Here is a 17,260-nt window from a genome sequence, read left to right on the forward strand (position 1 = left end):
TTCCTTGCCGCGGTCGGTTGCGGAATCAGGACCGGTAGTCGCCGTTGATCGCGACATACTCCTTGGTCAGGTCGCAGGTCAGCATACGGTCGCGGCCCTTGCCGAGGCCGAGCGCGACCTTGATCTGCACCTTCTGCGCCTTCATCGCCTCGGAGACTTCCGCCTCGTCATAGGACGGATCGCGCGCGCCCTTCGATGCGACGCGGATACCGTTGAACGAGATCGAGAGCTTGTCGCGGTCGGCCGGCTCGCCGGCCTTGCCGACCGCCATCACCACGCGGCCCCAGTTGGCGTCCTCGCCGGCGATCGCGGTCTTCACCAGCGGCGAGTTGGCGATCGACATCGCGATCTTGCGCGCCGACGGCTTGCTCTTGGCGCCCTCGACGATGATCTCGACCAGCTTGCGGGCGCCCTCGCCGTCGCGCGCGACCTGCTCGGCGAGGTCGGCCAGCACGGCGTTGAACGCCTTGACGAATGCTTTGGCGCGCGGATCGCTGGCGCGGCTGATCTTCGGCGCGCCCTTCGCCGCGGCGGCGCCGGTGGCGAAGGCGAGCAGGGTGTCGGAGGTCGAGGTATCGCCGTCGATCGTCACCGCGTTGAAGGTGTCCTCGACGCCGGCCTTGAGCAGCGCCTGCAGTGCGGGGGCCGTGATCGGCGCATCAGTGAAGATGAACGACAGCATTGTCGCCATGTCTGGCGCGATCATGCCGGCGCCCTTGGCCATGCCGTTGATCGTCACCCTGGCCTTGCCGAGCTTCACGGTGGCGGTCGCCACCTTCGGGAAGGTGTCGGTGGTCATGATGGCGCGCGCCGCGCCCATCCAGTCCTCAGGCGCCGCGGTGCCGGCCAACCCTTCGAGCACGCCGTCGAATTTGGTCGCATCCAGCGGCTCGCCGATCACGCCGGTCGAGGCCAGGAAGATCTCGTCCTGCTTGCAGCCGACCGCCTTGGCGGCGATGGCCGCCGTCAGCGCCGTCGACTGCTTGCCGGTCTTGCCGGTGAAGGCGTTGGCGTTGCCGGAGTTCACCACCAGCGCGCGCGCCTTGCCGCCCTTCAGCTTGGCCCGGCACCATTCGACCGGCGCCGACGGGCATTTCGACAGCGTGAACACGCCGGCCACCGTGGTGCCGGGATCGAGCAGCGCCAGCAGCACGTCGGTGCGGTTCTTGTAGCGGATGCCGGCCGCCGCAGTCGCGAGCTTGACGCCGGCGAGCGCCGGCATGTCGGGGACATCGGTGGGGGCGAGCGGGGAGACGGCTGAGGACATCGGAGAGGCTTCCGGCAGGGATGAGCGGGAAGCGCTCTGTATCATCTCAGCCAATGATACGGGAGAGGCTTGCAACTCCCACGGTGTCATCCCCGCGAACGCGGGGATCCATAACCACAGGATTTAGTCGTGATCCGCGGTATCGGCCGCATGCCCGTTTCAGGCATCACGCGGTATGGGTCCCCGCGTTCGCGGGGACGACGCTGTTCATGACGTGAGTATGTCGCGTCTCAAGCCAAGTGGCGATGCCGCTTACTTCTTCGCCGGCTCGGCCGGCTTCGCATCGGCGGGCTTGGCATCCGCCGGCTTGGCCGCGTCGGTCGCGGCCGGCTTGTCCAGGCGCTCGATCTTGGCGGCCTCGCGCAGCTTGCCGACGTAGTCGGCCTGCGCCTTGCGGGTGACGTAGGTCTCGATCTGGCCCTTGACCTGGTCGAACTCCGGCGGCTTGCGGCTGCGCTTTTCCTCGACCTTGATGACGTGCCAGCCGAACTGGGTCTTCACCGGATCGGAGATCTTGCCCGGCTCCAGCGAGAAGGCGACGTTGGCGAATTCCGGCACCATCTGCTCCTTGGTGAAGAAGCCGAGGTCGCCGCCGTCCGAGGCGCCGGGATCCTTGGACTTCTTCTTGGCGAGCTCGGCGAAATCGGCACCCTTGGCGAGCTCGGCCTTGACGGCCTTGGCCTCGTCCTCGGTCTCCACCAGAATGTGGCGGGCGTGGACCTCCTGTTCGCCGCCGATCTGCTTGGCGGCTTCCTCATAGACCTTCTTCATCGCGTCCGGCGTGGTCGCGGCCTTGCCCTCGGTGGCGAGCAGGCTGTCCATCAGCAGCCGGTTGCGGGTGAAGGCGAGGCGCTTCTTGAACTCCTCGGTGTCGGCGACCTTCTTGTCCTCGGCCGCCTTGGCGACCAGCTTCATGTCGATCAGGAACGACAGCACGTTCTCGTCCTTGGTCGCCGGATCCATCTGCGCGAGGCTCTGTCCGAGCTCCTCCTCGGCGAGCGTCACGTCGCTCTTGCGGATCTCGGCGCCGTTCACCTTGGCCAGCACCGGGTTGGCATCGTCGGCGGCGCGTGCGGGCGCGGCAAGCAGGGACAACGCGAGACTTCCGGCGAGAGCGGTGGCAAGGCCGAGGCGCAGGCCGGTTTTCGTAACCGGGAACGACGTGGTCATGGAAAATCCTTGTTGAGAAGAGGGGGCTCGAGGGGGAGGCCTCAGGGCGGCCGGGACACTCGCCCAATCGCCGGGCCTTGGCAACGCGAAAAGTCTGTCAATTTCGTGAAATCGGCGACATGCTGGCGGCGACGGCCCGCCGTCGGGCGCCGTTGACAACGTTCCCCCCCAGCCATATCTCTCCCCGGTCGCTTCAAGGGCGATAGCGCTTATTTTGCTGCGTTTTTGGCCGTTGAACCCTGGTTTGCCTGTCTCCCACTCATCTGGCGGACGCCGCCCGGCGCCGAAGGTCGAGGCTGGCGCGGGTGCTGCGGTGCATCACGTCGGGAACAGCAAACCCAAACCACGAGTTACGGCTGCTACGCAGACCCCATAGAGGCAGGATTTCAGCAATGATCGGCGCGCTCGCCCGTAAGCTATTCGGCTCCGCCAACGACCGTCGCGTCAAGGGCTACCAGTCCCGTGTCAACGCCATCAACGCGCTGGAGCCGGAGCTCGCCAAGCTGACCGACGAGCAGCTCAAGGCGCGCACCGAGGAGTTCAAGACGCAGCTCGCCGACGGCAAGACCCTCGACGATATCCTGGTCCCGGCCTTCGCCACCGTCCGCGAGGCCTCCAAGCGCACCCTCGGCCAGCGCCATTTCGACGTCCAGCTGATCGGCGGCATGGTGCTGCACGAGGGCGACATCGCCGAGATGAAGACCGGCGAAGGCAAGACGCTGGTGGCGACCCTCGCGGTCTACCTCAATGCGCTGGCCGGCAAGGGCGTCCACGTCGTGACGGTGAACGACTACCTCGCCCGCCGCGACGCCGGCTGGATGAGCCAGATCTACGGCTTCCTCGGCCTGACCACCGGCGTGATCGTGCACGGCCTCGACGATGCCGAGCGCAAGGCGGCCTATGCCTGCGACATCACCTACGGCACCAACAACGAATACGGCTTCGACTATCTGCGCGACAACATGAAGTATCGCCTGGAGGACATGGTCCAGCGCGGGCACTATTTCGCGATCGTCGACGAGGTGGACTCGATCCTGATCGACGAGGCGCGCACGCCGCTGATCATTTCCGGCCCGCTCGACGATCGCTCGGAGTTCTACAACACCATCGACACCTTCGTGCCGAAGCTCGACAAGACCGACTACGAGGTCGACGAGAAGCAGCGCACGGTGACGCTCACCGAAGCCGGCATGGAGAAGATCGAGACCCTGCTGCGTGACGCCGGCCAGCTCAAGGGCGACTCGCTCTACGACGTCGAGAACGTCTCCGTCGTCCATCACATCAACCAGGCGCTGCGCGCCCACACGCTGTTCACCCGCGACAAGGACTACATCGTCCGCGACGGCGAGGTCGTGATCATCGACGAATTCACCGGCCGCATGATGCCGGGCCGGCGCTATTCCGAAGGCCTGCACCAGGCGCTGGAAGCCAAGGAGCATCAGCCGGTTCAGCCCGAGAACCAGACGCTGGCCTCGATCACCTTCCAGAACTACTTCCGCATGTACGCCAAGCTCGCCGGCATGACCGGCACGGCCGCCACCGAGGCCGACGAGCTGTTCGACATCTACAAGCTCGAGGTGCTGGAGATCCCGACCAACCTGCCGGTCGCGCGTCTCGACGAGGATGACGAGGTCTATCGCACCCAGCAGGAGAAATACGCCGCGATCCTCGCCGAGATCGAGCGCGCGAATTCGCGCCTGCAGCCGGTGCTGGTCGGCACCGCCTCGATCGAGAAGTCCGAGGTGCTGGCCGCCTATCTCAAGCAGCACGGCTACAAGCAGATCGATTTCGGCAGCGAGCGCGCGCTCGACAAGCTCTATGCTGCGGCCCGCGCCGGCAAGCCGGCCAAGCTGTTCGCGGTGCTGAACGCGCGCTTCCACGAGCAGGAAGCCTATATCGTGGCGGAAGCCGGCGTGCCCGGCGCGATCACGATCGCGACCAACATGGCCGGCCGCGGCACCGACATCAAGCTCGGTGGCTCCTTGGAGATGCGCATCCAGCAGGAGACCGGTGGCATTACTGATGAGGCCGAGAAGGCCGCCAAGATCGAGCAGATCAAGGCCGACATCGCCCGCTTCCGCGAGATCGTGTTGAAGGCCGAGGAGACGGTCGAGATCGAGCCGGCCAAGGGCTCGAAGCCTGCCAAGACCGTGACCAAGCCGGGCGGCCTCTACATCATCGGTTCCGAGCGGCACGAATCCCGCCGCATCGACAACCAGTTGCGCGGCCGCTCAGGCCGTCAGGGCGACCCCGGCCGCTCCAAGTTCTTCCTGTCGCTGGAAGACGATCTGATGCGGATCTTCGGGTCCGACCGGCTCGACAGCATGCTGACCCGCCTCGGCCTGAAGGAAGGCGAGGCCATCATCCATCCCTGGATCAACAAGGCGCTGGAGAAGGCGCAGCAGAAGGTCGAGGCGCGCAACTTCGACATCCGCAAGAACCTCCTGAAGTTCGACAACGTCCAGAACGACCAGCGCAAGGTGATCTTCGACCAGCGCGTCGAGCTGATGCAGGACGAGAGCGTCGTCGAAACGATCACCGACATGCGCCATGCCTTCATCGACGATCTCGTCAGCAAGCACGTGCCCGAGCATGCCTATGCCGAGCAGTGGGACGTCGCCGGCCTGAGGGAGGAGCTGAAGCGCGTGCTCGACCTCGACCTGTCGGTCGATGAATGGGCGAAGGAAGAGGGCATCGCCGACGAGGAGCTGCTCAAGCGCATCGAGACCCACGCCGATGAGCGCATGGCCGCCAAGGTTGCGCAATGGGGCCCCGACGTGATGCGCTACGTCGAGAAGACGATCCTCTTGCAGACGCTGGACCATCTCTGGCGCGAGCACCTGGTGATGCTCGATCATCTGCGCCAGGTCATCGGCTTGCGCGGCTACGGCCAGCGCGATCCGTTGCAGGAGTACAAGTCGGAAGCCTTCACGCTGTTCGAGGCCATGATCGCGCATCTGCGCGAGGCTGTCACCGCGCAGCTGATGCGGGTCGAGATCGTGCCGCCGGAGGAGCAGCAGCAGGTGCTGCCGCCGATGCAGGCGCACCACGCGGATCCCAACACCGGCGAGGACGAGATGGCCTTCGCCAACGTGTCGCTCGTGCCGTCGTCAGGTGCAGCTCCGGTCCCGGCCGAAGCGCGCAACCCGAACGACCCCGCCACCTGGGGCAAGATCGGCCGCAACGAGGACTGCCCCTGCGGCTCCGGCAAGAAGTACAAGCACTGCCACGGGAAGTACGCGTAGGCGCGGGTCTGCGCGCGGCGGTCTCTCCATTGTCGTTGCGAGCGAAGCGAAGCAATCCAGAGTCCCGCCCGCGACTCTGGATAGCCTCGCAGCGCTCGCAATGACGCTGTTGATCGAGCTGTGTGCCGAACCCACCGCCGTCATCCCGGCGAACGCCGGGATCCATAACTGCAGGCCGGCGTGCTTGCGCACACTGCTCGCTCCAGCATGCCGCCTCACACCTGCTGGCAGCATGGGGCTGAGATCAGCGCACGGCGACGCGCGCGTGATGCTGTGCTTACGAGCGGCCGTGCTGCGTCCAGCCCGACGTCCACTTTCGGATGCGCGCGGCGGAGCGTTGCAGGTTGCCGGCCTTGAGCTCGCCGGAGCAGACGGCGGCGGTCAGCGCGCGATTGATCTCGCGGCCGACGTCGGAGGTCTGATCCGCGTCGCTCAATTTGGTGAACATGATGATATCCGCGCCCGCCTTGACCGCGTCGATGGCGGCGGCGGCCGGCGGCTTGGCATCGAGGATGGCTTTCATGGCGAGATCGTCCGTCATCACCACGCCGTCGTAGCCGAGGTCGCGGCGCAGCAGGCGATCGATCGCATGTCCGTTGCTCTGGGTGGCAACGCCGCCCCATCGCCGGGAATTGGCCAGATGTCCGACCATGATCGCCCCGGCGAGCCCTCGCCTCATCAGCCGCCGGTACGGCTTCAACTCTGCCGGTGACCAAGTGGTTGTGACGTCGGCAATGCCGGCATGGCTGTCGGCGGTCGATGATCCATGCCCGGGAAAATGCTTGAGCACCGTCAGGATGCCCTTTTTTCGGTGCGCCTGGATGAACGCCGCCGCATAGCGCGCGACGGCGTCGGAGTCGGCGCCATAGCTGCGTTGCCGCTGCCCGATGACCGGGTTCGACGGGTTGGTGTTGAGGTCCACCACCGGCGCGAGATTTATGTTGATGTGCAGCGTCGCGAGCTTTTCGGCGAGCGCGGTGTAAGCGCTTCGCGCCGCCGTGATGGAGCCGCGAGCGACCTCTGCGGCCGGCGGTGTTTCCGCAAGGCCGACATTCGATCCGAGCCGCTCGACCGTACCGCCTTCATCGTCGATGGCGATGAACGGAGGAGACGCGCATTTGCATGATCGGATCCGGTTGATCATCGCGGTGAGATCATCTGATGTTCCGACGTTGCGGCCGAGGATGACGACGCCGCCGATCAGCCCCTCCTCGAGATCGGACAGGACTTGCTGAAATCCCGGATCCGATGTCTTGGTCCCGAAGAAACCGGCCATGATCATCGGGCCGACCAGTTGCGCGGTTGCCGGTCTCTTGCTGCAGTCGGCAGCAAGGCCGGTCTGACCCGACAGCGTCAGGAATGCGGCCGCCAGGGACCGTCGGCCAAATCGTCGGAGCATGGCGATCCCCGCTTGGCGGCTGTTTCGGCGACTCAGGTTTACCGGTTCAGATCACGTCGCTGACCGCAGGACTCAGATCGCCGCCAGACCGCCGACATTTGCCCCCTCCGCAATCGTCCGCGGCGCCGCGTTGAGCTGCTCGATCGCAAAGCCCGCCGCCTTCTTGTAGCCGGCCATGAACGCGTCGCGTTCGGCCGGCGGGATCACGTCATCAATGTTCGTGAACTTGCCCCCGCAACGCTCGTCCACCAGATTGAGCAGGCCGAACGGTCCGGCGCCGCGGTTGCGCAGGATGACCTGCGAAATCGGGCCGCACAGTTTCTCGTCATAGGCCGCGAGCGCGGCGGGCGTCACGCCATGCAGCAGCAGGCAGGCGCCGAGCACGCGCGCGTCCACGATCGCCTGGCTCGCGCCATTGGAGCCGGTCGGATACATCGCATGCGCGGCGTCGCCCATCAGCGCCACGGGGCCGTCGACCCAGGTCGAGACCGGATCGCGGTCGATCATCGGGTTCTCATAGGCGCCATCGGCGCCGGCGATCAGCGCGGGCACGTCGAGCCAGTCATAGGTCCAGCCGGCGAAATGATGCGCGAACTCAGCTACCGGCACCTGCCGGAACCAGCCGGTCTGCTTCCAGCCCTCGGTGTTGTCCATCGTCACTTCCGCGATCCAGTTGATCAGCGCCAGTCCGGTCTTCGGATCGGGATGCGAGATCGGATAGACCACGACGCGATGGCGGTGAGTACCCAGCCCGACGAAGGACGAGCCGGTGCGCATCGGCTTCGCCCAGGTGACGCCACGCCACATTACCGCGCCGCCCCAATGGATCGGTGGCTGCGTGGGGTGCATCTGCGCGCGCACCGCCGAATGAATGCCGTCGGCGCCGATCAGGAGCCGCCCGTGCTGCTCTGAGCGCGACCCATCGGCATACTCGATGCGTGCGGTCACGGAGCCGTCCGCATGCTTCTCATAGCCGCTGACGCGGCTGCCGAGCCGTACGCAATCAGCGCCAGCCCGCTGCACCAGCCGGCTGTACAGCAACATGTGCAGCTTGCCGCGATGCACCGCATATTGCGGCCAGTTGTACCCGGCGAGCAGCCCGCGCGGCTCGGAGTAGATGTCGTTGCCGTTCAGCCCGACCAGCGCCCATTCTTGCGCGGGCACGCCGACCTGATCGAGATCGTCAGCGCCGATGCCCAGATCATACAGCTCGCGCACCGCGTTGGGCTGCAAATTGATGCCGACGCCGAGCGGCCGCATCTCGCGCACGCTCTCATAGACGATGCAGGGCACGCCGATCTGCTGCAGGGTCAGCGCCGTCGCCAGGCCGCCGATGCCGCCGCCGGCGATGATGACAGGAAGATCGGTCATGGGCATGGTCCGTCGCGCGTGAACTCGGGAAACAAGGTTCGAAGAACGGCCAAGGGGACGCGGGCGCGGCACTGCAGCGCGCGCGGATCGCCTCCCCTCGATCCACGGCCGGCATTGTCTGCCGGTCTGAAGGGAAAAGGCCTAGTTCAGAAGGCCGGCGGAGACAAGGGGAATGGGCAATCCGCGCCGCCGTGGTAGGCTGGTGCCATGCGACACTCATTTTTTTTCTGCCTTTGGGCGGCTCTCCTGCTGGCCGGCGTCGCGAGCCCGGCGCTGGCCTTCGATATCGAGGCTCACCGCGGCGGGCGCGGCCTTTTTCCGGAGAACACGCTGCAGGCCTTTGCAGCATCACTGCTCTGGCGTGTCGATACGCTCGAGCTCGACGTCGGCGTCACCCGCGACGGCGTCCTCGTGGTGTCGCACGAGCGGCGGCTCCATCCCGACCTCGCGCGTGACGCGGCCGGCAACTACGTCGCGCCGCCCGGACCGCTCTTGATCGAGTTGCCGTTGGCCGATGTGCAGTCCTACGATGTCAGTCAGATCCGTCCCGGCAGCGACTACGCCAAGCAGTTTCCGGAGCAGCAGGCCCCGTCCGGCACGAATCCTTCGGTACGGCGAATTCCGACGTTGAAGGAGGTCATCGACCTCGTGCGGCGAGCAGGCAACGAGCATGTGCGTCTCAACATCGAGACCAAGCTCGATCCTGCTTTTCCTGCGGAGGCGCCGGACCCGCAGCGGTTCGTGACTTTGCTGCTCGATCTGATCGATGCAGAGCAGTTCTCGGGCCGGGTCATGATCCAGTCGTTCGACTGGCGCACCCTGCAGCTGGTGCAGCAGCGCGCGCCCGCCATTCCAACCGTGTATCTGACGATACAGCACGGCAAGGCGCCGAACGTGTCGCTGACCCAGGCGACGCGCTGGACCGCAGGCTTTGACCCCGCCGATCACGGCGGCTCGCTGCCGCGGACGATTCACGCGGCGGGTGGCAAGGTGTGGTCGCCCTACTTCGCCGACATCACGCCGGAGCTGATCGGCGAAGCGCATGCGCTTGGGCTGAGCGTCGTGGTGTGGACCGTTAACAAGCCCGAGGACATGGCGCGGCTCATCGATGGCGGTGTCGACGGCATCATTTCAGATCGTCCGGATCTGTTGCGTTCCGTCGCCATGCAAAAAGGTCTGGTGAAGCTGCGTGGTATGCTGCATCTGCACTCCTCCGAACCGAAGCCGCCAGCCAAGTGATCGTGGCCAACGACCTTGCAGGGGCATTCCGCGGCAAGTCCTCTTGGCAATCGCGGAGCGCTTTGCCGGGAGGACTCGAATCCGGAATCGTGAGCTGAGAACGCGAAGACCATCTCGTCATTCCGGATTCGGCGCGACTGCGGGCGGTCGGCGAGATTGAGCCGCTCAGCTCAACCCATCACCACCTCATGCCGGATCACGAACGGCGCCAGCAGCGTGTGCACCTCGTTCGCGATCGCCTCGCGCTGCTCCGTCGGCACGTTGCGCAAGGTCACCATCGCGATGCTGCCGTGGCTGCCATGCGGGCCGACCTTCACGCTGCAATCGACGCCGCGGTCGGTGAGCTGCGACAGCACCTTGGCGAACACGCGCGTCGCCGCGTCCCAGCGCAGCTGCGGCTTGAACACCTTGCCGACGCCGGTCACCGGCATCGGATCGATCGGAATGATCTGCACCGGCACCGCGGCGCGCTCGGGCGTGCGGGCGCGGACCCAGTCCTCCAGCTCGCCCGGCTGCACGGAGGCTCCCGGTTTGAGCTGGACATAGCCGATCGGCAGCTCGCCGGCGTAGGCGTCGGGCTGGCCGACGACAGCAGCGAAGCCGACCGAGGGATGCTGAAACAGGATTTCCTCGATCGGCGCCGGATCGATGTTGTGGCCGCCGCGGATCACGAGATCCTTGGCGCGGCCGGTGATCCACAGGAAGCCATCGGCATCGAGCCGGCCGAGATCGCCGGAGTTCACCCAATGGCCGTCGACGAAGGCGCCCTTGTTGTGGACGTCGTCGAGATAGCCGGAGAACACGCCGGGCCCGGCCATGATGACGACTCCGATCTCATCCGGTGCGCAATCGCGCTCGTAACGCCCATCGGCGTCGAGCTTGACGATCCGCACCTTGGCGTAGGGCAGGGGCAGGCCGACCGAGCCGAGCCGGATCGGCTGGTCCGGATAGGCCATGGTGTGCACGCTCGCGGTCTCGGTCATGCCGTAGACTTCGATCACCGGCAGCTTGAGCTTGTCCATGATCGCCTGTCCGACCGCGACCGGAATCGCCGAGCCGCCGCCTGCGGCGTAGCGCAGGCTGGAGATGTCGGCATCGCCCTGCGGCACCGCGAGCGTCGCCGCCAGCACGGTCGGCACGCTCGACAGCGTCTCCGGCTTGAAGCGCTCGACCAGGCCCCAGATGTTGCGCACCGCGTTCGGATTGCGCCAGCCGGCGCCGGAGAGCACGACGAGGCAGCCGCCCGCCGACAGCGTCTGCAGCGCCTGGGTCAGCGATCCCCCGACGTGAAACAGCGGCATGCCGAACAGCAGGGTACCGCCGGGCTTGGCCTTCAGGATCAGGTTGACGCCCCAGGCCTGATAGACCTGATTGCCATGGCTGTGCCGCACCAGCTTCGGCGTGCCGGTGGTGCCGCCGGTGTGGAAATAGGCGGCGGTGTCGCTCGCCTTGATCTGCCGGCCGCTGACCAGATGATCGCTCGGCTGCGGCCCGATCAAATCGTTGAAGGCATGAATGCCGTTGGCAGGATCACCGCCGCCGCCATGCACCTGCACGATCGCCTTGAGGTGCTTGAGGCCGCCGCGCACCTTCTCCACCTTCTGCCAGATGTCGGTGCCGGGCAGGGGACCGAGCGCCACCAGCACCTTGGTCTTGGCGGCATCGAGAATCTCGGCGATCTGGTGCGGCTCGAGCAGCGGATTGACCGGGTTGGCGATGCCGGCCGCCTCGGCGCCGAACAGCGTCACGAACGCGTCCGGCACCAAAGGCAGCATGAAGCTGACGACGTCGTCAGGGCCGACGCCGAGCGCATGAAACATGTTCGCGGCCTGCGTCACCCTCGCGACGAAGTCGCGATAGGAGATCACGACCGGCGTATCGGCCGGATCGGCATTCTGCAGAAACTGGATCGCCGGCGCGTCCGGATTGGCAGACGCGCCGCATTTCAGCGCCTCATAGGTGCTCCGCGCGGCGATGCGTTCATCATACGGCGTCTGCTCGAAGGCGCGGATGTCAGCGGTGCTGGCGAATGTCGGATAGTCGCTGCCGATGGCGCGATCGAGCAGATGAATGCCCATGGCCTGTCCTCCCGGTGTCGTGTCCTCGTCCGGCCGATGCGGCCGGTGATCGCGCGCGGGCTCTGCGGCCCGTTCGTCGCGATCGCGAGAGGACAGGATGAGCGAGGATTCGTCTTGCGTCTATCCCGGTATGATTGGGGACTCCGGGAGAATTGTCGCAGCAACGCTGCGCTGCAGCGTTAGTTGGGGAGAAGCGCGCTGTCGCTCACCCGGATCGAGCCCCGCCATGCGCTGTGCGATACAGCGCCCTCTCCCACAAGGAGGGCTTTGCGCAATCGGCGAGCGGAGGTGATCGAGCCCCCCGGGCTTTTTTAAGAGTTGCCGACCACTGCCATTTGGCGGAGGTCGGCGGCCATAGGCGGCGTTCTGCTTACTTATCCCCATTTTTTTCAAGTGCAGACACACTTCTCCCGTGAGGCGGACAGGACACCTGCGACGCGGCGCAGATTGTAGGCACAGCAGGCGAGCACGACCTGGACCTGGTTGCGTTCGTAGTTGAAGAAGCGCATGCGTCGCAGCCCGTATTGTTCTTTGAGAACGGCATAGGGTCGTTCGACAGCTGCGCGCACCTTTGCGATCAACTTGTTGCGCTGTTTTTGTCGAGGCGTGAGAGCGTGATGCTTGTTGGGGCGATGCATCAAGCGGTCCTTGATGCCGGCTTTCTTTAGACGAGCATGCCGGGGATGTGTGTAGTAGGCTTGATCGCCGTAGACCGCTTTCTCATCGCCGCAGAACAATTGATCCGCGGGCTCGGTGTCGGTGACCGAGGCATCCGTCATATGGATACGGCGAATGATGGTGTGACCAACATCCACGCCTGTGTGGATCTTATAGCCGAACACGCTCTTTCTGCCTTTTCTGCCCCACTTCGCCCCAGGATCAGCAGATGGCTTGGGGGGCGCTGTCTCCTCCGCTTCGGCAGATGCCTTCCGGGGGGGGCCTGGCTCGCGCAGGAATCAATGAAGCATCCACCAGGGTGCCTTGCTTGAGGATCAGCCGCTTGGCCTCGAACTGACGGTTGATCTCTTCGAAGATTCTCTCGATCAGTCCATCCTTGGCGAGTTCCTGCCTAAACCTCCACAGCGTGGTGTGATCGGGCGCCCGATCGTGCAGACTGAGGCCCACAAAGCGACGGAACGACAGCCGGTCCGCGATGGCAGCTTCCAGCGCCGGATCGGACAGATTGTGCCAGATACCGACGAGCAGACAACGCAACAAGACCTCCGCCGGATAGCTGCTGTTGCCGGCGCCATCGCTACCCCGCTTGCCGAGCAACGAGCGCAGCGGCGCCCAATCCACGACTGCTTCCACTTCATCGAGAATACTGCTTCGCGGTGTCCGAACCAGACCATCCGCCAAGCTCATCTGACCGACACTGCGCTCCACCATGATTATCGCCCCGATTCACGATAGAATCATCGAATCACAACGCCGCATTTGCGCAAAGCCCTCACAAGGGGAGAGGGCGCATTAACGCGCACCGCGAATCGATCGTTCAAGCAGCGCCTCCTCAGCTCGCCGCGTCGATCAAATTCTCGAGCAGCCGCTTCAGCTCGCCGGTGGCCTTGTCGCCATAGTTCTCCAGGATGTGCGCTTCCTGGCTGGCCGCCAGCGAGTTCAGCCGCTTGCACAGCGCCTTGCCATGGTCGCTGATGAACATCAGCACCTTGCGGCGGTCGTGGGCGTCCTGGCGACGGTAGACCAGCGAGTCGGACACCATGCGGTCGATCATCTTGGTCAGGGTCGGGTGGTTCAGCAGCACCGCGTCGGCGAGGTCGCCCATCGAGTGTCCCTCGCCGTCCGAGAGCACCTTGAGGATGCGCCACTGCTCGACGGGCACGCCTTCCGTGCTGAGGCGCGATTCCAGCTGCCGGTTGATCTCCCGGTTGGCCTGCGCGAGCAGATAGGCGAGATGTTCGGTGAGGGGGGTGTTGGGATGGGGCGGTTTGGCCACGATGAACTTCGCTTGCGGTCCCGGCTTGAATGAATGTCCGGCAGTTGCTGCCCGATCTATATGCATCCCAATTCTTGAACATTCAACATTTTCGAATAGGATATTTGCCGAACGCGTGCTGATTTTGACGGCGTATGACCGCCGGCCCACAATGGGCCAGACACGGTTGCGGCCAAGGAGTGGGTGTGCTCTCGACAGGATCTGTCACGGCCGGGCGTTTCGGTCTGCCGCCATCCCTGCTGTTCAGGAGCCCGCCCCGGCGGGTCGGCCTTCCTGCACTTGCCCCCTTCGATCCCGACCATCTCCAGCGGCGCGGCTCCCGGAGCAGGCTGCGCATCGGCAACTTCCTCACCTTCTCCGGCTCGCCCGGCATCTGGGGGCCGGCCGCGACCAACAGCGCGCTGCTGGCGGTGTCCGAGATCAATCGCCGCGGCGGCATCCTCGGCCGCGAGATCGAATTGTCGTTCTACGATTCCGGCGGCCCTGTGGCCGAGGTGGCCGAGCGCGCCAGGGATGCCCTCGAATTCGACGATATCGACGTCGTGACGGGCTCGCATATCAGCGCGGTCAGGCTGGCGCTGCGCCGGCTCACCCGCGGCCGCATCCCCTATGTGTATACGCCGGTCTATGAAGGCGGCGAGCGCACGCCCGGCGTGATGGCGATCGGCGAGACGCCGCACAGCCAGACGCGCCCTGCCATCCACTGGCTGGCGGAGAACAAGCGCGCCCGGCGCTGGTACCTGATCGGCAGCGACTATGTCTGGCCGTGGCAGTCGCATCTTCAGACCAAGACCTACATCACCGAGGCCGGCGGCCAGGTGGTCGGCGAGGAGTTCGTGCCGGTGGGCGAGGATGATCACCAGGCGCATCTGGCGCGCATCCGCGCCGCCCGGCCGGATGTCGTGCTGGTCTCGCTGATCGGCACCGACAGCATCACCTTCAACCGCGCCTTCGGCGAGTCGGGTCTCGCCGCGACCACGCTGCGTCTCGCCGGCGCGGTGGACGAAACGGTGCTGCTCGGCATCGGCGCCGACAACACCGAGAATCTGTATACCTCTTCCGGCTATTTCAGCTGCATCGGCTCCAAGGCCAATGACGCGTTCATGAGCCGCTACACCGCCATGTTTGGCGCCCAAGCGCCGCCGGTCGGATCGGTCGGCCAGTCGAATTACGAGGGCCTGCGCTTCCTGAAGGCCGCCGCCGAGCGCGCCGGCTCGCTGTCCCTGCGACCGCTCGCTGCCGCCGGCCGCAACATCGTCTATTCCGGCGCGCGCGGCGAGGTGACGATCCGGCAGGGCCGCGCCGGCATGGCGATGCATCTCGCCGCGGCCGACGGGCTCGATTTCAAGATCATCCGAACTTTCTGAGACGTCCGCCTGCTCAGGCAGCCGCAGCGCTCTTGGCAGGCGCGCGCGCCGGCGCTGTCGGCACGTCGCGGATCATCCGGCTGATCGCCTCCTGCGGCATCGGCTTGCCGAACAGGAAGCCCTGCACGCTGCTGCAGCCCTCCTCGCGCAGGAAGGCGAGGTGCTGCTCGGTCTCGACGCCCTCGGCCAGCACGGGGATGTTGAGGCTGCGCCCGAGCAGCAGGGTCGCCTTGACGATCGCCGCGGCGTGCACGCTGGTCTCGACCGACTGGATGAAGCTCTTGTCGACCTTGATCTTGTCGAACGGAAACACCTGCAGCGTCGACAGCGACGAGTAGCCGGTGCCGAAATCGTCCATCGCCACCGTGACGCCGATGGCCTTCAGCGCCTGCATTACCTGTAGCGCGTGCTGGCGGTCGGCGATGATGCCCGTTTCTGTCAGCTCGATCTCCAGCCGCTCCGGCGCCAATCCGGTCTCGCGCAGCACCTCGGCGACGCGCTTCGGCAGGTCGTGGTTGAGCTGCATCGGCGCGACGTTGACGGCGACCTTGAACGGCTGGCTCCAGCTCGCGGCGGTGGCGCAGGCGGTGCGCAGCACCCAGTCGCCGATGTCGACGATCAGCCCGGTCTGTTCGGCCATCGGAATGAAATCGTTCGGCGGCACGCGGCCCTTCACCGGGTGATTCCAGCGCAGCAGCGCCTCGAAGCCGATGATGCCGCCGCTCTGCGTGTCGTTCTGCACCTGGTAGTGCAGCTCGAACTCGTTGCGCACCAGCGCGCGCTTGAGGTCGATGGCGAGCTCGGCGCGGCGCCGGCTGGCCTCGTCCATCGACGGCTCATAGGCGCAGATCTTGCCCTGGCCGAGACTCTTGGCGCGGTACATCGCGAGGTCGGCGCGGGTGAGAAGCTCGTCGGCGGTGAGGCCGTGGTCGGGATGCAGCGCGATGCCGATGCTGCAGCCGACCGAGAGGCTGCGTTCCTCCCACTCGACAGGCGCCAGCACCAGCGTGCGCATCCGCTCGGCGAACTTCGCCGCCTCGGTGCGCGCGAAGATCTCGCTCTTGACGGCGACGAACTCGTCGCCGCCGATCCGCGCCAGGAACTCGCCGGGCTGCAGCGTCGATGCAATACGCTGCGCGATCATCGTCAGCACCGCATCGCCCGCGGCATGGCCGTGGGCGTCGTTGATGTCCTTGAAGCGGTCGAGGTCGATCGCGAGCACCACCAGGTGCGCCGTCTCGTCGCCGTCGGTCAGCAGCGGCGCCAGCCGATGGCCGAGGCCGTTGCGGTTGGGCAGGCCGGTCAGCGGATCCTGCAACGCGAGCTGCCGATAGCCTTCGACAGCCTCCTGCGCCGCCTGCAGATCGATCATATAGGCCGAGGCGGCCATCGCCATGATCAGGCCGATGCCGGTGACGATGCTGATCAGCATCACGCTGTCGGACAGCGATTGCACGGGCGCGTCGATGCCGGCCATCGGCGCCAAGGTCAGCGCAGCCATGCCGGTGAAATGCAGGCTCAGGATCGCGAGCACCATCGCCAGCGAGCTGCCATATTTGCAGAACCGCGTGACGGGACGGGCGATGCGGTTGGCGGCGACGGCGCCGAAGCCCGTCGCCAGCGCGACCGAGAGCCAGATCGCCGGCGCGTGCCAGGTTCGGATGCCGTCGAGATTGAGCGCGCCCATGCCGGTGTAATGCATCGCGGCGATGCCCAGCCCGAACACGGCGCCGCCGGCCTCGATCAGCGGGCCGCGCTGCGTTCGCGTGGTGATGAAGAAGCCCAGCCAGGAAAACACCACGGCGAGGCCGAGCGAAGCGAACGTGAGTCCCGCCTCGAACGAACGGTTGCCGGATGCGTCATAGCCGAGGATGGCGGCAAAATGCGTCGTCCAGACCGTGCCGCCGGCGACCAGCCCGGCCAGGAACAGCAGATGGAAGCGTCGCAGGCCGGTGTTGCGGCGGACGCGCGCCAGCAGCCGCATCGACAGCAGGGAGCCGAGCACGCAGACCAGCAGCGCGGCGGCGACGTAGCGCAGATCATGATCGGCGGGCAGGCAGGACAGAATCGTCAACATCGGCAATTTACCTCACGCAGCCAGCTACGCTCCGCGGCGGGACGGGTTTTGGCGCGCGCGGAATCGCGGTTAGCGAAGCGTCAACGCGGGCAG

Annotated in this window: 12 protein-coding genes; 3 read left to right on the forward strand and 9 right to left on the reverse strand. The window is 65.9% G+C overall.

The window, feature by feature from the left end:
• Positions 1–25: 25 nt before the first annotated feature.
• Both argJ and ACQR10_RS14360 read right to left on the reverse strand, forming a co-directional pair.
• Positions 26–1,267: a bifunctional glutamate N-acetyltransferase/amino-acid acetyltransferase ArgJ gene (gene argJ / locus ACQR10_RS14355; protein WP_316216847.1), complete on the reverse strand. Its 1,242-nt coding sequence runs from the start codon at positions 1,265–1,267 to the stop codon at positions 26–28.
• 252 nt (positions 1,268–1,519) lie between these two features.
• Positions 1,520–2,437 carry a peptidylprolyl isomerase gene (locus tag ACQR10_RS14360; RefSeq protein WP_316216846.1) on the reverse strand — a complete coding sequence of 306 codons (918 nt, stop codon included), beginning with the start codon at positions 2,435–2,437 and terminating at the stop codon, positions 1,520–1,522.
• A gap of 392 nt (positions 2,438–2,829) precedes the next feature.
• On the opposite strand from ACQR10_RS14360, the gene secA reads away from it, so the two are divergent.
• On the forward strand, positions 2,830–5,682 hold the full coding sequence (secA, locus tag ACQR10_RS14365; RefSeq protein WP_316216845.1) for a preprotein translocase subunit SecA: 2,853 nt from the start codon (positions 2,830–2,832) through the stop codon (positions 5,680–5,682).
• A gap of 277 nt (positions 5,683–5,959) precedes the next feature.
• Here secA and ACQR10_RS14370 read toward each other — a convergent pair whose 3' ends face one another.
• A complete protein-coding gene (locus ACQR10_RS14370; RefSeq protein ID WP_434848540.1) occupies positions 5,960–7,081 on the reverse strand; it encodes a glycoside hydrolase family 3 N-terminal domain-containing protein in 1,122 nt (373 codons plus the stop codon).
• A gap of 72 nt (positions 7,082–7,153) precedes the next feature.
• Positions 7,154–8,452 carry a flavin-dependent oxidoreductase gene (locus tag ACQR10_RS14375; protein ID WP_316216842.1) on the reverse strand — a complete coding sequence of 433 codons (1,299 nt, stop codon included), beginning with the start codon at positions 8,450–8,452 and terminating at the stop codon, positions 7,154–7,156.
• A gap of 207 nt (positions 8,453–8,659) precedes the next feature.
• Between ACQR10_RS14375 and ACQR10_RS14380 the strand changes: the two genes are divergently transcribed.
• On the forward strand, positions 8,660–9,691 hold the full coding sequence (locus ACQR10_RS14380; RefSeq protein ID WP_316182899.1) for a glycerophosphodiester phosphodiesterase: 1,032 nt from the start codon (positions 8,660–8,662) through the stop codon (positions 9,689–9,691).
• Between the two features lie 170 nt (positions 9,692–9,861).
• Here the strand turns inward: ACQR10_RS14380 and ACQR10_RS14385 are convergent, their stop codons facing one another.
• The 4 genes from ACQR10_RS14385 to ACQR10_RS14400 all read right to left on the reverse strand — a co-directional run bounded on the left by ACQR10_RS14385 (position 9,862) and on the right by ACQR10_RS14400 (position 13,723).
• Positions 9,862–11,769, reverse strand: a complete 1,908-nt coding sequence (locus ACQR10_RS14385; RefSeq protein ID WP_316216841.1) for an acyl-CoA synthetase — start codon at positions 11,767–11,769, stop codon at positions 9,862–9,864.
• Between the two features lie 389 nt (positions 11,770–12,158).
• Positions 12,159–12,722, reverse strand: a complete 564-nt coding sequence (locus ACQR10_RS14390) for a transposase (protein WP_316216883.1) — start codon at positions 12,720–12,722, stop codon at positions 12,159–12,161.
• The gene (locus tag ACQR10_RS14395; RefSeq protein ID WP_316216840.1) at positions 12,649–13,158 is read right to left on the reverse strand and encodes a transposase; all 510 of its coding nucleotides are present in this window, start codon (positions 13,156–13,158) and stop codon (positions 12,649–12,651) included. The genes ACQR10_RS14390 and ACQR10_RS14395 overlap by 74 nt, the downstream gene beginning before the upstream one ends.
• 121 nt (positions 13,159–13,279) lie before the next feature.
• Positions 13,280–13,723: a MarR family winged helix-turn-helix transcriptional regulator gene (locus ACQR10_RS14400; RefSeq protein WP_315735215.1), complete on the reverse strand. Its 444-nt coding sequence runs from the start codon at positions 13,721–13,723 to the stop codon at positions 13,280–13,282.
• A 185-nt stretch (positions 13,724–13,908) separates the two neighbouring features.
• Here ACQR10_RS14400 and ACQR10_RS14405 point away from each other — a divergent pair, with 185 nt between their 5' ends.
• Complete coding sequence (locus tag ACQR10_RS14405; RefSeq protein WP_316216839.1) at positions 13,909–15,090, forward strand: substrate-binding domain-containing protein; 1,182 nt, start codon at positions 13,909–13,911, stop codon at positions 15,088–15,090.
• A gap of 13 nt (positions 15,091–15,103) precedes the next feature.
• Here ACQR10_RS14405 and ACQR10_RS14410 read toward each other — a convergent pair whose 3' ends face one another.
• Complete coding sequence (locus ACQR10_RS14410) at positions 15,104–17,167, reverse strand: putative bifunctional diguanylate cyclase/phosphodiesterase (protein ID WP_316216838.1); 2,064 nt, start codon at positions 17,165–17,167, stop codon at positions 15,104–15,106.
• Positions 17,168–17,260: the final 93 nt, after the last annotated feature.

The sequence above is a fragment of the Bradyrhizobium sp. HKCCYLRH2060 genome (genome assembly GCF_051168135.1).
Classification (GTDB): domain Bacteria; phylum Pseudomonadota; class Alphaproteobacteria; order Rhizobiales; family Xanthobacteraceae; genus Bradyrhizobium.

Excerpts from the sequence above, each read along its gene's own strand:
- argJ (WP_316216847.1), bottom strand. The coding sequence starts at position 1,267 with ATGTCCTCAGCCGTCTCCCCGCTCGCCCCCACCGATGTCCCCGACATG.
- ACQR10_RS14360 (WP_316216846.1), bottom strand. The coding sequence starts at position 2,437 with ATGACCACGTCGTTCCCGGTTACGAAAACCGGCCTGCGCCTCGGCCTT.
- secA (WP_316216845.1), top strand. The coding sequence starts at position 2,830 with ATGATCGGCGCGCTCGCCCGTAAGCTATTCGGCTCCGCCAACGACCGT.
- ACQR10_RS14370 (WP_434848540.1), bottom strand. The coding sequence starts at position 7,081 with ATGCTCCGACGATTTGGCCGACGGTCCCTGGCGGCCGCATTCCTGACG.
- ACQR10_RS14375 (WP_316216842.1), bottom strand. The coding sequence starts at position 8,452 with ATGACCGATCTTCCTGTCATCATCGCCGGCGGCGGCATCGGCGGCCTG.
- ACQR10_RS14380 (WP_316182899.1), top strand. The coding sequence starts at position 8,660 with ATGCGACACTCATTTTTTTTCTGCCTTTGGGCGGCTCTCCTGCTGGCC.
- ACQR10_RS14385 (WP_316216841.1), bottom strand. The coding sequence starts at position 11,769 with ATGGGCATTCATCTGCTCGATCGCGCCATCGGCAGCGACTATCCGACA.
- ACQR10_RS14395 (WP_316216840.1), bottom strand. The coding sequence starts at position 13,158 with ATGGTGGAGCGCAGTGTCGGTCAGATGAGCTTGGCGGATGGTCTGGTT.
- ACQR10_RS14410 (WP_316216838.1), bottom strand. The coding sequence starts at position 17,167 with ATGTTGACGATTCTGTCCTGCCTGCCCGCCGATCATGATCTGCGCTAC.